The following is a 17173-nucleotide window of genomic DNA, read 5'->3' as shown; positions in this document are numbered from 1 at the left end:
TTCGTGTCGCTGGCGTCTTTACTCGTTACGCAAGATCAAGCATCGCGAAACAACCAAGGTTGGCTCGCCCGGTGCTTGGCCTCGAACGTGGCAATCGCCTCGCCGTCCTGCAAGGTCAGGCCGATGTCATCCAGGCCGTTGAGCAGGCAATGCTTGCGGAACGCGTCGATCTCGAAACCCAGCACCTTGCCGTCGGGACGGGTCACGGTCTGGGCGGCCAGGTCGACCTGTAGTTGATAGCCCGGATTGGCCTCGACCTGCTGGAACAGTTCATCCACGTCAGCGTCGCTGAGGATGATCGGCAGCAAGCCGTTCTTGAAGCTGTTGTTGAAGAAAATGTCGGCATAGCTCGGCGCGATGATGCTGCGAAAACCGTATTCTTCCAGGGCCCATGGCGCGTGCTCGCGGCTCGAACCGCAGCCGAAATTCTCGCGAGCCAGCAACACGCTGGCGCCTTGATAACGCTCGGCGTTGAGCACGAAATCCTTGTTCAACGGCCGCTTGGAGTTGTCCTGGTACGGCTGGCCGACATCCAGGTAGCGCCATTCGTCAAACAGGTTCGGACCGAAGCCGGTGCGCTTGATCGACTTCAGGAATTGCTTGGGGATGATCTGGTCGGTGTCGACGTTGGCACGATCCAAAGGCGCGACAAGACCGGTGTGCTGGGTAAAAGCTTTCATGCTGCGCTCCTTCAGATCAATTCGCGGACGTCGACGAAACGGCCGTTGACGGCCGCCGCCGCGGCCATCGCCGGGCTCACCAGGTGCGTGCGGCCACCGGCGCCTTGACGGCCTTCGAAGTTTCGGTTGGACGTCGAGGCGCAATGCTCGCCCGACTCCAGGCGATCCGGGTTCATCGCCAGGCACATCGAGCATCCCGGCTCGCGCCATTCGAAACCGGCCTCGAGGAAAATCTTGTCCAGCCCTTCCGCTTCGGCCTGGGCTTTCACCAGGCCGGAGCCCGGCACGACGATGGCCTGCTTGATGGTCGAGGCGACCTTGCGGCCCTTGGCGATCACCGCAGCGGCGCGCAGGTCTTCGATCCGCGAGTTGGTGCAAGAGCCGATGAACACGCGGTCCAGCTGAATGTCGGTGATCGCCTGGTTGGCGCTCAACCCCATGTATTTCAACGCACGGACGATGGAGTCACGCTTGACCAGGTCCATTTCCTTGGCCGGATCCGGTACGTTCTGGTCCACCGCCAAGACCATTTCCGGCGAAGTGCCCCAGCTGACTTGTGGCTTGATCTGCGTGGCGTCGAGCTCGACCACGGTATCGAACTGGGCATCGGCATCGGAGACCAAGTCTTTCCAGGCCTTGACAGCCATATCCCATTCCGCGCCTTTTGGCGAGAACGGACGGCCCTTGACGTATTCCACGGTTTTTTCATCGGCGGCCACCAGGCCCACGCGAGCACCGGCCTCGATGGACATGTTGCAGATGGTCATCCGGCCTTCCACCGACAAGTCACGGATCGCGCTGCCGGCGAACTCGATGGCGTGGCCATTGCCGCCGGCGGTGCCGATCTTGCCGATCACGGCCAGGACGATGTCCTTGGCGGTCACGCCGAACGGCAGCTTGCCCTCGACGCGCACCAGCATGTTTTTCATTTTCTTGGCGACCAGGCACTGGGTGGCGAGCACGTGCTCGACTTCGGAAGTACCGATGCCATGGGCCAGCGCACCGAAGGCACCGTGAGTCGAGGTATGCGAGTCGCCGCAGACCACGGTCATACCCGGCAAGGTCGCGCCCTGCTCCGGGCCGATCACGTGGACGATGCCCTGGCGCACGTCGTTCATCTTGAATTCGACAATGCCGTATTCGTCGCAGTTGTCGTCGAGGGTCTGGACCTGCAGGCGCGAGACCTGGTCGGCAATGGCCTCGATGCCGCCCTTGCGCTCCGGGGTGGTCGGTACGTTGTGGTCCGGGGTGGCGATGTTGGCATCGATACGCCAAGGCTTGCGCCCGGCCAGGCGCAGGCCTTCGAAAGCTTGCGGCGAGGTCACTTCGTGAATGATGTGACGATCGATGTAGATCAGCGCCGAGCCATCGTCGCGCTGCTTGACCAAATGCGAATCCCAGAGCTTGTCGTAGAGCGTTTTGCCGGCCATCAGACGGTTTCCTCATCAGCTTGTTTCTATGCCCTGGGTCCTGAGCGGATCAATAACCCCTTGGCTTGTGAGGCTGATGGTAAGAGGCTACATTAAATAACTCAAATTCATATTTTTCATGCTTTGCATAACTAACTGGAATCCGACCAGAAACGCCATGGACCTTGCCAATCTCAATGCCTTTATTGCCATCGCCGAAACCGGCAGTTTCTCCGGCGCTGGCGAGCGCCTGCACCTGACCCAGCCGGCCATCAGCAAGCGCATCGCCGGGCTGGAACAGCAACTCAAGGTGCGCCTGTTCGACCGGCTGGGCCGGGAAGTCGGCCTGACCGAAGCCGGTCGGGCCCTGCTGCCACGGGCCTATCAGATCCTCAACGTGTTGGACGACACCCGCCGGGCCCTGACCAACCTGACCGGCGAAGTGACCGGCCGCCTGACGCTCGCCACCAGCCACCACATCGGCTTGCATCGACTGCCGCCGTTATTAAGGGAGTTCACCCGACGCTACCCACAGGTCGCGCTGGATATTCAGTTCCTGGACTCGGAAGTGGCCTACGAGGAAATCCTCCATGGTCGGGCGGAGCTGGCGGTCATCACCCTCGCCCCCGAACCTCACTCATTGGTGCGAGCGACGACGGTGTGGGACGACCCGCTGGATTTCGTGGTGGCGCCGGAACACGCATTGCTGGAAAACCGCGCGGTGAGCCTGGCGGACATCGCCCTGCATCCGGCGGTTTTCCCGGGTGGCAACACGTTCACCCATCACATTGTGCAACGACTGTTCGAAGCCCAGGGCCTGACACCGAACATCGCGATGAGCACGAATTACCTGGAAACCATAAAAATGATGGTCTCCATCGGCCTGGCCTGGAGCGTTCTGCCGCGCACCATGCTCGATGAACAGGTGGCGCGCGTGCCTTTGCCGGGCATGCAGCTCAGTCGCCAGCTAGGCTATATCTTGCACACCGAACGGACGCTGTCGAACGCTGCACGGGCTTTCATGGCTCTATTGGATGCACAAGTCGATCTGCCAGGGACAAGGGCATAAGTTGTGCTACTCCTATAGGGCCGCGCCGCCTGTGCCTAACGCCCCACCTGCCAAGGCCCGCTAGAGAATGCCCAAACCCGCCGACCACCTCCCGCCCCTGCCACGCATCCAGGCCCTGGACCCGAAACGGTCCGAGCAAAGCTGGGACAGCGCGCCACAACTGCTGGCGGCCTTGAACGGTGCGCGCCTGGGGGCCTGGTCTTGGGACATCGATACCGGACAGATCAGTTGGTCGCGAGGCACCCAGGCGCTGTTCGGCTTCGATCCGCGCCAACCGTTACCAGCGGACGTTGACTACCTCGATCTGCTCTTGCCCGAAGACCGCGCCAAGGCCATGCGCGCCTTTCACGCGGCGGTGGCCGGTGCGCCACTGGAACAGGCGATGCATCACCGCATCGTCTGGCCCGATGGCAGCCTGCACTGGCTGGAAATCAGTGGCAGCGTGCTGCCCGACAAGCACGGCCGCCCGCGCATGATCGGCGTGATCCGTGAAATCACCCACCAGCGCGAACGAGAACAGGCGTTGCGCAGCTCGGAAAAACGCTTCGCCACGCTGTTTCATCTTTGCCCGAACATGGTCCTGCTGACCCGCCAGGAAGACGGGCTGATCAGCGAAGCCAACCAGTATTTCGAAAGCCTGTTCGGCTGGCCGGTGCATGATGTGATTGGCCGTACGACCCTGGAACTGGGCTTGTGGGTCGACCCCAGGCAACGGGCGAAGCTGGTGGAAGCGACCAAGGCCAAGGGCGAACTGGTGAGCATGGAGGTGGAGTTTCGGGCCAGCAACGGCCAGGTTCACAACGGCATTCTCAGCGCCCAGAAAGTCGAGCTCGAAGGCCAGCCATATCTGCTGAGCACCTTTCTCGACACCACCGAACGCAAGCTCGCCGAACAGGCCCTGAAGGACAGCCAGGAACGCCTGGACCTGGCCCTTGACTCGGCGCAATTGGGCACCTGGGACTGGCACATCCCCAGCGGCATGCTCTACGGCTCGGCGCGGGCCGCGCAGCTTCATGGCCTGGAGCCCATGGCATTTCATGAATCGTTCGATGCGTTTTTCGAGGGCGTGCCCACCGAAGAACGCAACAACATGCGCAACGCCTACCGCAGCCTGCGGGAAGGCCCGGCGGGCAACTATCAATTGACCTACCGCGTGCAGTTGCCGGACGGCAGCTCCCGCTATCTGGAGAGCCGCGCCCGCCTCTACCGCAACGACGACGGCAGCCCCTTGCGCATGGCCGGCACCCTGCTGGACATCACCGACCAGGTAGAGCGCGAACAGAGCCTGGCGGCCTCGGAGGAGAAGTTCGCCACCCTGTTCCAGGTCAGTCCCGACCCGATCTGCGTCACGCACCAGGACGACGGCAGGTTCCTGGAAATCAACTCCAGTTTCACCCAGACCTTTGGTTGGGCGGCCAATGATGTGCTCGGCCGTAGCGCCGAGGAGATCGGCCTGTGGGACGCCTCGGGCAGCAGCCTGCAACGCATCGAACGGGTGATCCGCGAGCAGTCGCTGAGCAACGTCGCCATGGTGGTCCATCACAAGAATGGGCAGCCGTTGACCTGTGTCATTTCCAGCCGACAGATCAACGTCGGCAACCAGCCCTGCATTGTCACCACCCTTCGGGACATTACCCAACAGCAACGCTCCGAAGCGGCGCTCAAGGCCAGCGAAGAGAAGTTCGCCAAGGCGTTCCACTCCAGCCCCGACGCCATCACCATCACCGAACTCGAAAGCGGCCGGTACCTGGAGGTCAACGACGGCTTCTGTCGCCTGACCGGCTACCGCGCCGACGAGGTGATTGGCCACACGGTCTATGAAGTCGGCATCTGGGCCGAGGAAAAACAGCGCGCGGCGTTGCTGGCTGAATTGCAGCTCAAGGGCCGCGTCCTGCATCAGGAAATGCTTGGACGCAACAAACGCGGGGAAACCCTTACGGTGGAAGTGTCGGTCGAGCCCATCACGCTCAACGAGACCGCATGCCTGTTGCTGACTGCCCGGGACGTAAGCCTGCTGCGTAACGCCGAAGCGCAGATCCGCCACCTGGCCTACCACGATCCGCTGACCAATCTGCCCAACCGGGCGCTGCTGCTGGATCGGTTGAGCCAGCAGATCGCCTTGCTCAAGCGCCATAACTTGCGCGGGGCCCTGCTGTTCCTCGACCTGGATCACTTCAAGCACATTAACGATTCGCTCGGTCATCCGGTCGGCGACACGGTGTTGAAAATCATCACCGCGCGCCTCGAAGCCAGCGTCCGCCTCGAGGACACCGTGGCGCGGCTGGGCGGTGATGAATTCGTCGTGCTGCTCAGCGGCCTGGAAGGTACGCGCGGCGCGGTCACCCAGCAGGTCCAGACCCTCGCCGATACCCTGCGTGAATTGCTCTCGGAACCCATGTTTCTAGACGGCCAACGGCTGCAAGTGACCCCGAGCATCGGCATGGCGTTGATTCCGGACCACGGCTCCACGCCTACCGACCTGCTCAAGCGCGCCGACATTGCCCTGTACCGCGCCAAGGACTCGGGCCGCAACACCTCGCAGATGTTCCACGCCACGATGCAAAAAGCCGCCAGCGAGCGGCTGCGCATGGAAACCGACCTGCGCCAGGCCCTGGCCCGTAACGAGTTCAGCGTGCATTTCCAACCGCAGGTCGACGCCCGCGACAACCGCATCGTTGGCGCCGAGGCCCTGGTGCGCTGGCATCACCCAGACCTGGGCGCGCAATCGCCCAACGAATTCATCAAGGTATTGGAGGACAGCGGCTTGATCCTGGAGGTAGGGACCTGGATCCTCGACGAAGCCTGCGACGGTTTCAAACAGCTGATCGCCAAGGGCAAGGTCGACCCGCAACGGTTCAAGCTGTGCGTGAACATCAGCCCTCGTCAGTTCCGCCAGAGCGACTTTGTCGAACGCATCGAAAACAGCCTCACCAGCCACGGCCTGCCCTATTGCATGCTGAAACTGGAAATCACCGAAGGCATCGTGATCCAGAACCTGGACGACACCATCGGCAAGATGCGCCGCCTCAAGAAAATGGGCGTGAGCTTCGCCATGGACGATTTCGGCACCGGTTATTCATCGTTGACCTATCTCAAGCGGCTGCCGGTGGACACGCTGAAAATCGACCAGTCCTTTGTACGCGATGCCACCAGCGACCCCAACGACGCCGAAATCATCCGCGCCATCGTCGCCATGGCCCGCAGCCTGAACCTGGAAATGATTGCCGAAGGGGTGGAGACGCTGGAGCAATTGCAGTTTTTGCAGGGGCTTGAATGCCATTTGTACCAAGGTTACCTGCACAGCCGACCGTTGCCGCTGGAGGCGTTCGAGCGGTTGTTGCCGTAGGTGTTGTGGCTTGGGTAGCTTTTGTGGCGAGGGAGCTTGCTCCCGCTGGGCTGCGCAGCGGCCCCAAAAAATAAAATGTTCGAACAAGACCAACCTGACACACCGAGGTGACTGGTTTCAGGGCTGCTTCGCAACCCAGCGGGAGCAAGCTCCCTCGCCACAATTAATCCTTCACTGCTTGCGAAAAACAAAGAAGAGCGCCATTCGGCGCCCTTCTTCAACTGCGATGCATCAGTTTTCCAGTGCAGGTTTCTGCTGCGCACCGTTGATGGGAATGCGCTTGGCTTTCGCCTCTTCCGGTACCACGCGCAACAGGTCGATGCTCAACAGGCCGTTGCTCAAGCCCGCAGACCTGATCTCGATATGATCCGCCAACCGGAAGGACAGCTTGAACGCACGCTGGGCAATGCCCTGGTGCAGGAAGGTCACGCTGTCGTTGCTGGCCTCGCGCTTGCCGCCGCTGATGGTCAGCACACCTTTTTCCACTTGCAGCTCGAGGTCCTCTTCGCGGAACCCGGCGGCGGCGACCACGATGCGGTATTCGTCATCGCCATGTTTTTCCACGTTGTAGGGTGGATAGCTGCTGCCTGGTTCGTTACGCAGCGCGGTTTCGAACAGGTCGTTGAAACGGTCGAAACCCACCGAGGAACGGAACAGAGGGGCCAAGGAAAATGCAGTACTCATGATTCAAATCTCCTGAAAGTTCAGCAAGTTTTTTTGTCTCCGCGACCCGAATTCGGCATCGCGTAACCCTTATCTAGGGACCGCCAAAAACTTTTCAAGAGCTTTTTCTGAAATTTTTTTCAGGCCGCTTCGGTGCGTTTCACACCCAGCAAATGCCCCACTGCGTCCAGATCGGTTTCCCGGCGCAGGGCGGTAAATAGCTCAACCGCCTCGGGGTAATTGCGGGTCAGCATCGCCAGCCATTGCTTCAATCGACCGGGCGCCTGGCGTGGCGTCAGTTGTTCGACCACTTGCATCCAGAAGTCCTGGAGCATCGGTTGCAGTTCGGCCCAGGACATCTCGACCACTTCCTCGCCGGCCCGGGCAGCGGCGATCTGCCGGGCCAGGTCGGGACGGGAAACGAGGCCGCGTCCGAGCATGATGTCTTCCACGCCACTGATTTCGCGGCAACGGCGCCAGTCTTCCACGCTCCAGATATCACCATTGGCGAACACCGGTACCTTGACCACTTCCTGGACGCGGGGGATCCACTCCCAATGCGCCGGGGGCTTGTAGCCATCGGTCTTGGTCCGCGCATGCACGACGATGTGTGCCGCACCGCCTTCGGCCAGCGCCGTGGCGCAGACCAGCGCGCCGTCCGGGCTGTCGAAACCCAGGCGCATCTTGGCGGTGACGGGGATATGCCCGGGGACGGCACGACGTACATGCTCGACGATTTGGTTGAGCAGCTCCGGCTCCTTGAGCAGCACCGCACCGCCTCGGGATTTATTCACGGTCTTGGCCGGACAGCCAAAATTCAAGTCGATTACTTCAGAGCCCAGCTCGCAGGCCAGGGCGGCATTTTCCGCCAGGCACACCGGGTCGGAACCCAATAGCTGCACCCGCAGCGGTACGCCTGCCGCCGTTCGAGCGCCGGTCAACAATTCCGGGGCGAGCTTATGAAAGTAAGCCGGTGTGAGCAGGCGGTCGTTGATACGGATGAACTCGGTGACGCACCAATCGATTCCGCCAACACGGGTCAGGACGTCCCGCAGGATGTTGTCGACCAACCCCTCCATGGGCGCCAGGGCAATTTGCATGAAAAACACACTCAACGAAAAAACGTGCGGCAGTTTAGCGGATTTCGCTTACCAAATCGGTAATTCAACAAGGGACAAGCGCGGGGCCATAGCCTTCGATGAACTCCGGCGGCATGCGCTTGGGGCGGCCGGTAGAGAGTTCGATGCAAACAAAAGTAGTCTGGGCGCGCAACAACGTCGCGTTATCACTGGGGCGGACCAGTTGGAAATGCCGAGACATTTTCAGCCGCTGGTCCCAATCGACGATCCAGGTCGCCAACTGCAACTCGTCGCCCTCGTAGGCCGCCGCCAGGTAATCGATTTCATGCCGCACCACCGCCATGGCCCGGTCCAGCCGCCGGTATTCCACCAAATCCAGGCCCAGGCGTTGGGAATGGCGCCAGGCGCAGCGTTCCAGCCAAGTGACGTACACCGCGTTATTGGCGTGGCCCAGCCCATCGATGTCTTCGGCACTCACTTGAAGATCAATGATGAACGGCGTTGCCCGATCCCAGCCCATGCCCGTCTCCTGTCAAATATGGATCGGGGCAGTGTAACGGAAGCTCAGGCCGATTGCCGCGCCTGCAGACTGCGCCCGGCCAACAGTGATAACACACCATCAATGACACGGGGATCGGCCAGCACTCGCTGATGCCCACCCTGGGGCAAGCGCAGCAAGCGACTGTCGAACCAGGCTTCATGGATCAATTGCGACTCCTTGACCGAGACTGAGTTGTCGTCTTCGGCGTGGACAATCAACCCTGGAATATCCAGCTGGTATAGCGCCACATCCATCCTCGACGCCTGCATGCCCACGTCCTGTTCCACCTGGCGAATGAAGGCAGAACGTGCCCGGGGCGGCAAGCCCATCATCCGCGCGAATCCACGCAGGACGCCAAGAATACGCGCCGGCGCGGCGATGCTGACCAGCGTCTCGGTACGCAAGCCCAACTGCACTGCAAGCATGGCACTGGCGCCGCCCATGGAATGGCCGATCACCGCCTGCAACGGCGGCAGCTCGGCGGCGGCCTCAAGCATCGCCCTGGCGAACAGCAGGACATTGGCCTCGCGCCCCGGCGAACGTCCATGGGCCGGTCCATCCAGCGCCACCACGGTGTAGCCGGCGTCTACCAGCGCGGTGATCAGCGCCGCGAATTGAGTGGGCCGCCCTTCCCAGCCGTGCATCAGCAACACCGCCGGGCCTTTGCCCCAGCGCAACGCAGACAGGCCGAAGCGCAAAGTGATGCGCTCGGACGAGGCCAGCAATGGCAGTTCCCAGTCCCGCGGTGGCAGGGCCCGAGGACTCATGAACACCTTGCGCATTTTTTTCGCTACCAGGCGCGGGGCTATCCGGCCAAGCGTGCCATTGACACCACGAATCCAGCTCAACCTGTCCATGCTCATCTCCAGGACTTGCGCCTTAGCTCAGCGCACCGCCGACTTGGCAGCGCGCAGCAAACGATCCGATAACTCGCCCGGGCCCAACGCCCGGGCCAGGGCCAGGCCGCCGACCATCAAGGCGATGTCGGACAAAGCTTTGTCGGCTTCTTCCGGGCTGGCAGCCAATTGCGCGACCATCAGCTCGATGTGTTCATTGAGGACTTCACGAAACGCATCCGGCAGCCGCCCGAGCTCGCCGACCGACGCCGGGATCGGGCACGCTTGCTCGGTGGAATCGCGGTGCTTGCGCGACAGGTAGAACGCTGCAACCAACGCGCGCCGTTCCTCACCGGTCAGCTCGGCATCCATATCGGCGATCAAGCCACGGCGGCGACTGAGCAATTGCTTGAACGCCTCCAGCATCAAGGCATCCTTGCTTTCGAAATGGGCATAGAAACCACCCACCGTCAGCCCTGCCGCGCCCATCACCTCGCCCACGCTCGGCTCGGCCGGCCCGCGCTGGATCAGCGCATCGCTGGCGGCCTTGAGAATGCGTTCACGGGTTTGTGCCTTTTTATCGTTCATCGTTGCCTCCGAATATTACGATTGAAATATTATCCATGTAATAAATTTCTGCAAGCGGAATCTTTGACCGCTGGTCAGACATATTCGTTGAGGATGGGAAATTGGCTGAACGCCAGACAAACAAAAGGGCCATTCAAGAATTGAATGACCCTTATAAATCCCGCAGAGCGGGTAATCGTGGCGTCCCCTAGGGGACTCGAACCCCTGTTACCGCCGTGAAAGGGCGGTGTCCTAGGCCACTAGACGAAGGGGACACAAACCTTCTGAACATGATCAGCGCTGAGGACTGATCGCTTCAAGGCCGGTGTGGCCAGACCTTGAAGTGTAAATTGGTGGAGCTAGACGGGATCGAACCGTCGACCTCTTGCATGCCATGCAAGCGCTCTCCCAGCTGAGCTATAGCCCCGGATTTTCGCCTCGCGGCGGAGCGACATTTTGCAACATCGCTTCTGTAAAACTGGCGTCCCCTAGGGGACTCGAACCCCTGTTACCGCCGTGAAAGGGCGGTGTCCTAGGCCACTAGACGAAGGGGACGCAAACCCTTCTATACAACTGATCAACACTGAGTGTCGATCGCTCCAAGGCCGGTGTGGCCAGACCTTGAAGTGTAAATTGGTGGAGCTAGACGGGATCGAACCGTCGACCTCTTGCATGCCATGCAAGCGCTCTCCCAGCTGAGCTATAGCCCCTCATCGCTGAGGACGGGGCGAATCTTAAGGGCGTATCGGAGAGCTGTCAAATTTATTTTCAAAGAAATTGAAAGTTTTTTGCCGGGATAACAATCACTTACCGACATACCCCGCAAAACCGGGGCATGTCCAGCCTCACCGACCGCTTAGGCGATCGCACCCAGCAGTTTTTCCCACTCCTTGTTCTCCTTCTTCGACACGCCACCGAGCAGATCGATGGCCTGGCGCAGGCGGAAACGCGTCAGGTCTGGCCCGAGGATTTCCATCGCGTCGAGCACCGAGACCGAGCTGGCCTGGCCGGTGATCGCAGCGAACATCAGCGGCATGGCATCGCGCAATTTCAATTCCAACGATTCGACCACGGCCTGGATGGTCGCGGTGATGCTGTCTTTCTCCCACTGCCGCAGGCTTTCGAGTTTCCACAGGATCAGTTGCATCAACTGGCGGACCTGATCGCCCGAGAGCTTCTTGGACTCGAACAGCTTCGCGTCCGGGGTCACGCCACCGGCGAAGAAAAAGCCGGCCAATGGCGCAATCTGGCTGAACGTCTCAACCCTGCCCTGCACATGAGGAGCGATCTTCATCATGTATTCAGGGTTGAACGCCCATTTCTGCACGCGAGCGGCGAACTCTTCCACCGGCAGGTCGCGCAGCCATTGGCCATTGAGCCAGGACAACTTCTCGACGTCGAAAATCGGCCCGCCCAGGGAGACGCGCGACAGGTCGAAATGTTCGACCATTTCCTGCAGCGAGAACTTCTCGCGCTCGTCCGGCATCGACCAGCCCATGCGCCCCAGGTAGTTGAGCATCGCCTCGGGCATGAAGCCCATGCGCTCGTAGAACGTCACCGAGGTCGGGTTCTTGCGCTTGGACAGCTTGCTCTTGTCCGGGTTACGCAGCAGCGGCATGTAGCACAGCTGCGGTTGCTCCCAGCCAAAGTACTCATAAAGCAGGATCAGTTTCGGCGCCGACGGCAGCCACTCTTCACCGCGCAAGACGTGGGTGATGCCCATCAGGTGATCGTCGACCACGTTGGCCAGGAAGTACGTCGGCAGGCCGTCGGTCTTCATCAGTACCTGCATGTCCATGCGATCCCATGGGATCTCGACATCGCCACGCAGCATGTCCGGCACCACGCAGACGCCTTCGCTCGGCACCTTCATGCGGATCACGTGAGGCTCGCCAGCGGCCAGGCGACGGTCGACTTCTTCCTTCGACAGCAGCAGCGCACGGCCGTCGTAGCGCGGGGTTTCACCGCGAGCCATTTGCTCGGCGCGCATCTGGTCCAGTTCTTCAGCGGTGCAGAAGCACGGGAAGGCGTGCCCCATGTCCACCAGTTGCTGGCAGTACTGCTGGTAGATCTCGCCACGTTCGCTCTGGCGGTACGGACCATGTGGACCGCCGACGTCCGGGCCTTCGCTCCAGTCGATGCCGAGCCAGCGCAGGGCGTCGAAAATCTGCTGTTCGGACTCGCGGGTCGAACGCAACTGATCGGTGTCCTCGATCCGCAGGATGAACTCACCGCCGTGCTGCTTGGCAAAGCAATAGTTGAACAAGGCGATATAGGCGGTGCCGACATGGGGATCGCCAGTGGGCGACGGCGCGATGCGGGTACGGACGGTGGTCATGGCATGTCTCGGAAAGAATATAAAAGCGAAGATGAAACAGGGGGCGAATGGTAACAGGCGATGGCGGGCGGGCTCCAGTGAGAGCGGATATGAGTCGGTAACCGTCAAACCGGATGGCCCTGCCGCAAGCACGCTTGCGGCAGGGCCATCGAAGCCGTCGCCAACTCAGACAGTCAGCAAGCGCTCACGCAACTTGCCAATCTCATCGCGCAACTGCGCCGCCGCCTCGAACTCCAGGTCCCGGGCCAGTTGGTACATTTTTTCTTCCAGCTGCCGGATACGCTTGGCGATTTCGCTCGGTGAGCGCAGTTCGGCCTCGTAGCGCGCGCTTTCTTCGGCGGCCTTGGCCATGCCCTTGCGCTTCTTGCTGCGCGAGCCGGGCACGGTGGCGCCTTCCATGATATCGGCGACGTCCTTGAACACGCCCTTGGGCGTAATGCCGTTCGCGAGGTTGAAGGCGATCTGCTTGTCGCGGCGACGCTCGGTCTCGCCGATGGCCCGCTCCATGGAGCCGGTGATGCGATCGGCGTACAGAATTGCGCGACCGTTGAGGTTACGCGCGGCGCGACCGATGGTCTGGATCAACGAGCGCTCGGAACGCAGGAAACCCTCCTTGTCGGCATCGAGGATCGCCACCAGCGACACTTCCGGCATGTCCAAGCCTTCACGCAGCAGGTTGATGCCGACCAGCACGTCGAAAGTGCCCAGGCGCAGGTCGCGAATGATTTCGACCCGCTCCACCGTGTCGATGTCCGAGTGCAGGTAACGCACCCGCACGCCATGGTCGGCCAAGTAATCGGTGAGATCTTCGGACATGCGCTTGGTCAGCGTAGTAACCAGCACTCGCTCTTCCAGTGCCACGCGCTTGGTAATTTCCGAGAGCAGATCGTCGACCTGGGTCAGCGCCGGGCGCACTTCAATCTGCGGGTCGACCAGCCCGGTCGGCCGGACCAATTGCTCGATGACGCGGCCGGCATGCTCGGCTTCGTAGTTGCCGGGGGTGGCCGAGACGAAAATGGTCTGCGGGCTGACGCTTTCCCATTCGTCGAAGCGCATCGGCCGGTTATCCAGCGCCGACGGCAGGCGGAAACCGTATTCCACTAGGGTTTCCTTTCGCGAACGGTCGCCTTTGTACATCGCGCCGACCTGCGGCACGCTGACGTGGGATTCGTCGATGACCAACAAGGCATCGGCCGGCAGGTAGTCATACAACGTGGGCGGCGGCGCGCCCGCAGGACGGCCCGACAGGTAGCGCGAGTAGTTTTCGATACCGTTGCAGTAACCCAGTTCGAGGATCATTTCCAAGTCAAACCGGGTCCGCTGCTCCAGGCGCTGGGCTTCCACCAGCTTATTGTTCGAACGCAGGTACTCCAGGCGCTCCTGCAACTCCACCTTGATCCCTTCGATAGCGTCCAGCAGGGTTTCGCGCGGTGTCACATAGTGGCTCTTTGGATAGAACGTGAAGCGCGGCAGCTTGCGGATGACCTCGCCGGTCAGCGGGTCGAAGGCCGAGATGCTTTCCACCTCGTCATCGAACAGCTCGATGCGGATCGCTTCCAGGTCAGATTCCGCCGGGTAGATGTCGATCACGTCGCCGCGCACCCGAAACGTCGCCCGCGCGAAGTCCATGTCGTTGCGCGTGTATTGCAAGTCCGCCAGGCGACGCAGCAAGGCGCGCTGGTCGAGTTTGTCGCCGCGGTCCACGTGCAACACCATCTTCAGGTACGTTTCCGGGCTGCCCAAGCCATAGATACACGACACCGTGGTGACAATGATCGCGTCCTTGCGCTCAAGCAACGCCTTGGTCGCCGATAGCCGCATCTGTTCGATGTGGTCGTTGATCGAGGCATCCTTCTCGATGAAGGTGTCCGACGACGGCACGTAGGCCTCGGGCTGGTAGTAGTCGTAGTAGGAGACGAAATACTCCACCGCGTTATTCGGGAAAAATGCCTTGAACTCGCCATACAACTGCGCCGCAAGGGTCTTGTTCGGAGCGAGCACCAGGGTCGGGCGCTGCACCTGGGCGATCACGTTGGCAATACTGAACGTTTTGCCCGAGCCGGTCACACCCAGCAGCGTCTGGTGCGCCAGGCCGGCCTCGATGCCTTCGACCATCAAGCGGATGGCTTCCGGCTGATCGCCGGCCGGCTGGAATCGGGTAACTAGCTGGAATTCAGACATGACATAACCCCTGGGTTCACTCCTGTCGCCAGGCGACAGGAACGAGAAAGACCGAAACGACTGACGTCGATCGAGGAAAAAGCTGGAATGCATACAATGTGGAGGTGAATGCCTTCGCTTTCAAGACGAACGTCCTACACGCTTTGAAGACTTTGATGCGCAGAAGGGACTAACGGTCGAAAAAAATCGAAAATACTTACGGTAAAGACCGAATAGCCTGTCGCCCTGCCCCGTGATGGCCTCTATACTAGCTCCCCGTTTGTGCACCGCTCTAGTGCATTCGGCTGGAGCGCGACACGTCCCCTCACTCTCCATTCAGAGCCGAGCAATAATGAGCCTGTTTTCTGCTGTCGAATTGGCACCACGCGACCCCATCCTGGGCCTCAACGAAGCTTTCAACGCCGACCCTCGTACCAATAAGGTCAACCTGGGCGTGGGTGTTTATTGCAACGAAGAGGGGCGTATTCCATTGCTGCGCGCCGTGGTTGAAGCCGAGACGACTCGCGTGGCTCAACACCTTGCCCGGGGTTACCTGCCGATCGATGGCATCGCCGCCTACGACCAGGCCGTCCAGACCCTGCTGTTTGGCAAGGACTCCCCGCTCATCGCTTCCGGTCGCATCATCACCACCCAAGCCGTGGGCGGCACCGGCGCATTGAAGATCGGTGCCGACTTTCTCAAGCAATTGCTGCCTGACGCAGTCGTGGCCATCAGCGATCCAAGTTGGGAGAACCACCGCGCACTCTTCGAAACCGCCGGCTTCGCGGTGCAGAACTACCGTTATTACGATGCCGCCACTCACGACGTGAATCGCAGCGGCCTGCTAGAAGACCTCACCGCCCTGCCCGATCGCTCGATCGTTGTGCTGCACGCCTGCTGCCACAACCCGACTGGCGTGGACCTGAGCCCGGAAGACTGGAAAAACGTGCTGGCCGTGGTCAAGGCCAAGAACCACGTGCCGTTCCTGGACATGGCCTACCAGGGCTTTGGCGAAGGCATCGACGAAGACGCCGCGGCCGTGCGCCTGTTTGCCGAGTCGGGACTGACCTTCTTTGCTTCCAGCTCGTTCTCCAAGTCGTTCTCACTTTACGGCGAGCGCGTCGGCGCCCTGTCGATCGTCAGCGAATCGAAGGAAGAAAGTGCCCGCGTGCTGTCCCAGGTCAAGCGCGTGATCCGCACCAACTACTCCAACCCGCCGACCCACGGCGCCAGCATCGTCGCCGCCGTGCTCAATAGCCCTGATCTGCGGGCGCAGTGGGAAGCCGAACTGGCCGAAATGCGTCTGCGCATTCGCGGCATGCGTGACCAGATGGTCGACATGCTGGCCAAGGCCGCACCGCATCACGATTTCAGCTTCGTCGCACGCCAGAGCGGGATGTTCTCCTACTCCGGCCTGACCGTTGAACAAGTGACGCGCCTGCGCAGCGAGTTCGGCATCTATGCATTGGACACCGGCCGCATCTGCGTGGCCGCGCTGAACCAGAACAACATCGATGCGGTGACCAAGGCCATCGTTCAGGTGATCTGACGGTTTCGGCTGGATGAAAAAACGGGAAGCCATTGGGCTTCCCGTTTTTTTTTAAGCACATGCACAACCCGTGGCGAGGGAGCTTGCTCCCGCTGGGGCGCGAAGCGGCCCTGAAGCCAGACGCCTCGGTGCATCAGGCTGAGTGAGTTGACTGTTTTGGGGCTGCTGCGCAGCCCAGCGGGAGCAAGCTCCCTCGCCACAAAAGCGTCAGGCATGACACTTGTCGGGGCTACAGCTCCGTCGCCCGCTGGCTCGCCGCATCGTCGTAGATGACATACAACGACTCGGCCACCTGGCTCTTGATGGCCTTGGTGCTTTCCAGCCCCAGGACGAAACCCTCGGCCTTGCCACCGGCACGGTTCAGTTCCTCGGCGGTGCTGGCCTGGGTGATGGCGTCGTAGAGTTTCTCGGCGTGAGGTCCCACGCCCTTGGGCAAACTGATCTGGGCGATGCTCACAGGCACACCTCGGCGCGGTGGGCTGGGTGAGAGGGTAACAGGTGGTTCATGGTGCGTACCTTAAAGTCGGCGAATGGCCGGCAGCGCATCCTGCCACTTCCGGGCAACCATGGTAGCCCTCTCTCGCCATTGCAGTAACTGCCAATCGTTGATGGGTCCTTCGATAGGCGAAAGGAATGTGCCGCCGGGCAATAGATGCTTGACTTCTCTTTTCCAATCAGTAACATACGCGCCATTCCGCGATAGCTCAGTTGGTAGAGCAAGTGACTGTTAATCACTGGGTCCCTGGTTCGAGTCCAGGTCGTGGAGCCAGATAGCAACATAAAAAAGCCCCTGGATCGAAAGGTCCAGGGGCTTTTTTGTGGGCGTTGTCTCGATGGAGTGGCCGCATACCGCCTGCCTGGGGTCGCTACCGGAACAATAGTTTGGCGCCAACAAGGCACTATGGTCTGAATCCTGCTTTCTTTTTCCAGAAAACC

General features: G+C 60.9%; 13 protein-coding genes and 5 tRNA genes. 4 read left to right on the top strand and 14 right to left on the bottom strand.

Annotated elements, in window-relative coordinates; genetic code table 11:
• Positions 1-35 precede the first annotated feature (35 nt).
• Both leuD and leuC read right to left on the bottom strand, forming a co-directional pair.
• Complete coding sequence (gene leuD, locus J3P82_RS09015) at positions 36-680, bottom strand: 3-isopropylmalate dehydratase small subunit (protein WP_212799752.1); 645 nt, start codon at positions 678-680, stop codon at positions 36-38.
• An 11-nt stretch (positions 681-691) separates the two neighbouring features.
• Positions 692-2110, bottom strand: coding sequence for a 3-isopropylmalate dehydratase large subunit (gene leuC / locus J3P82_RS09010; protein ID WP_434562380.1), 1419 nt, complete (start codon positions 2108-2110; stop codon positions 692-694).
• Positions 2111-2267: 157 nt separating this feature from the next.
• On the opposite strand from leuC, the gene J3P82_RS09005 reads away from it, so the two are divergent.
• Both J3P82_RS09005 and J3P82_RS09000 read left to right on the top strand, forming a co-directional pair.
• Positions 2268-3158 (top strand): LysR family transcriptional regulator, encoded by an 891-nt coding sequence (locus J3P82_RS09005; protein WP_434562378.1) that lies wholly within the window; start codon positions 2268-2270, stop codon positions 3156-3158.
• A gap of 67 nt (positions 3159-3225) precedes the next feature.
• Positions 3226-6504 carry a PAS domain S-box protein gene (locus J3P82_RS09000; protein ID WP_434562376.1) on the top strand — a complete coding sequence of 1093 codons (3279 nt, stop codon included), beginning with the start codon at positions 3226-3228 and terminating at the stop codon, positions 6502-6504.
• Between the two features lie 231 nt (positions 6505-6735).
• Here J3P82_RS09000 and J3P82_RS08995 read toward each other — a convergent pair whose 3' ends face one another.
• The 11 genes from J3P82_RS08995 to uvrB all read right to left on the bottom strand — a co-directional run bounded on the left by J3P82_RS08995 (position 6736) and on the right by uvrB (position 14709).
• Positions 6736-7188, bottom strand: a complete 453-nt coding sequence (locus J3P82_RS08995) for an Hsp20 family protein (protein ID WP_434562374.1) — start codon at positions 7186-7188, stop codon at positions 6736-6738.
• A gap of 119 nt (positions 7189-7307) precedes the next feature.
• Entirely contained in the window at positions 7308-8267 is a 960-nt protein-coding gene (locus tag J3P82_RS08990) for a tRNA dihydrouridine synthase (RefSeq protein WP_434562372.1), read from the bottom strand.
• A 64-nt stretch (positions 8268-8331) separates the two neighbouring features.
• Positions 8332-8766, bottom strand: a complete 435-nt coding sequence (locus J3P82_RS08985; RefSeq protein WP_434562370.1) for an acyl-CoA thioesterase — start codon at positions 8764-8766, stop codon at positions 8332-8334.
• 44 nt (positions 8767-8810) lie between these two features.
• Positions 8811-9644, bottom strand: a complete 834-nt coding sequence (locus tag J3P82_RS08980) for an alpha/beta fold hydrolase (protein ID WP_434562368.1) — start codon at positions 9642-9644, stop codon at positions 8811-8813.
• A 27-nt stretch (positions 9645-9671) separates the two neighbouring features.
• Positions 9672-10211: a TetR/AcrR family transcriptional regulator gene (locus tag J3P82_RS08975; RefSeq protein WP_434562366.1), complete on the bottom strand. Its 540-nt coding sequence runs from the start codon at positions 10209-10211 to the stop codon at positions 9672-9674.
• A 178-nt stretch (positions 10212-10389) separates the two neighbouring features.
• Positions 10390-10465: transfer RNA gene (locus J3P82_RS08970), tRNA-Glu, on the bottom strand.
• A gap of 76 nt (positions 10466-10541) precedes the next feature.
• Positions 10542-10617 (bottom strand) — tRNA-Ala (locus J3P82_RS08965).
• Positions 10618-10669: 52 nt separating this feature from the next.
• A tRNA-Glu gene (locus J3P82_RS08960) sits at positions 10670-10745 on the bottom strand.
• Positions 10746-10824: 79 nt separating this feature from the next.
• A tRNA-Ala gene (locus J3P82_RS08955) sits at positions 10825-10900 on the bottom strand.
• 146 nt (positions 10901-11046) lie between these two features.
• Positions 11047-12528 (bottom strand): glutamate--tRNA ligase, encoded by a 1482-nt coding sequence (gene gltX / locus J3P82_RS08950; protein WP_434562364.1) that lies wholly within the window; start codon positions 12526-12528, stop codon positions 11047-11049.
• 165 nt (positions 12529-12693) lie between these two features.
• A complete protein-coding gene (gene uvrB / locus J3P82_RS08945) occupies positions 12694-14709 on the bottom strand; it encodes an excinuclease ABC subunit UvrB (RefSeq protein WP_434562362.1) in 2016 nt (671 codons plus the stop codon).
• Between the two features lie 331 nt (positions 14710-15040).
• On the opposite strand from uvrB, the gene J3P82_RS08940 reads away from it, so the two are divergent.
• Positions 15041-16237, top strand: a complete 1197-nt coding sequence (locus J3P82_RS08940; RefSeq protein ID WP_434562360.1) for an amino acid aminotransferase — start codon at positions 15041-15043, stop codon at positions 16235-16237.
• Positions 16238-16466: 229 nt separating this feature from the next.
• Here J3P82_RS08940 and J3P82_RS08935 read toward each other — a convergent pair whose 3' ends face one another.
• The gene (locus J3P82_RS08935) at positions 16467-16694 is read right to left on the bottom strand and encodes a hypothetical protein (RefSeq protein ID WP_434562358.1); all 228 of its coding nucleotides are present in this window, start codon (positions 16692-16694) and stop codon (positions 16467-16469) included.
• Positions 16695-16930: 236 nt separating this feature from the next.
• Here J3P82_RS08935 and J3P82_RS08930 point away from each other — a divergent pair.
• Positions 16931-17006, top strand: a tRNA-Asn gene (locus tag J3P82_RS08930).
• Positions 17007-17173: the final 167 nt, after the last annotated feature.

The organism is Pseudomonas sp. Z4-20, assembly GCF_051131955.1.
Classification (GTDB): Bacteria; Pseudomonadota; Gammaproteobacteria; order Pseudomonadales; family Pseudomonadaceae; genus Aquipseudomonas; species Aquipseudomonas marvdashtae.
Note: the sequence above shows the minus strand (reverse complement) of the source record. Positions and strands in the feature narration are given on the sequence as shown.

Excerpts from the sequence above, each read along its gene's own strand:
- gltX (WP_434562364.1), bottom strand. The coding sequence starts at position 12,528 with ATGACCACCGTCCGTACCCGCATCGCGCCGTCGCCCACTGGCGATCCC.
- J3P82_RS08985 (WP_434562370.1), bottom strand. The coding sequence starts at position 8,766 with ATGGGCTGGGATCGGGCAACGCCGTTCATCATTGATCTTCAAGTGAGT.
- J3P82_RS08995 (WP_434562374.1), bottom strand. The coding sequence starts at position 7,188 with ATGAGTACTGCATTTTCCTTGGCCCCTCTGTTCCGTTCCTCGGTGGGT.
- J3P82_RS08940 (WP_434562360.1), top strand. The coding sequence starts at position 15,041 with ATGAGCCTGTTTTCTGCTGTCGAATTGGCACCACGCGACCCCATCCTG.
- J3P82_RS08990 (WP_434562372.1), bottom strand. The coding sequence starts at position 8,267 with ATGCAAATTGCCCTGGCGCCCATGGAGGGGTTGGTCGACAACATCCTG.
- J3P82_RS08975 (WP_434562366.1), bottom strand. The coding sequence starts at position 10,211 with ATGAACGATAAAAAGGCACAAACCCGTGAACGCATTCTCAAGGCCGCC.
- J3P82_RS09000 (WP_434562376.1), top strand. The coding sequence starts at position 3,226 with ATGCCCAAACCCGCCGACCACCTCCCGCCCCTGCCACGCATCCAGGCC.
- J3P82_RS08980 (WP_434562368.1), bottom strand. The coding sequence starts at position 9,644 with ATGGACAGGTTGAGCTGGATTCGTGGTGTCAATGGCACGCTTGGCCGG.
- J3P82_RS09005 (WP_434562378.1), top strand. The coding sequence starts at position 2,268 with ATGGACCTTGCCAATCTCAATGCCTTTATTGCCATCGCCGAAACCGGC.
- leuD (WP_212799752.1), bottom strand. The coding sequence starts at position 680 with ATGAAAGCTTTTACCCAGCACACCGGTCTTGTCGCGCCTTTGGATCGT.
- uvrB (WP_434562362.1), bottom strand. The coding sequence starts at position 14,709 with ATGTCTGAATTCCAGCTAGTTACCCGATTCCAGCCGGCCGGCGATCAG.
- leuC (WP_434562380.1), bottom strand. The coding sequence starts at position 2,110 with ATGGCCGGCAAAACGCTCTACGACAAGCTCTGGGATTCGCATTTGGTC.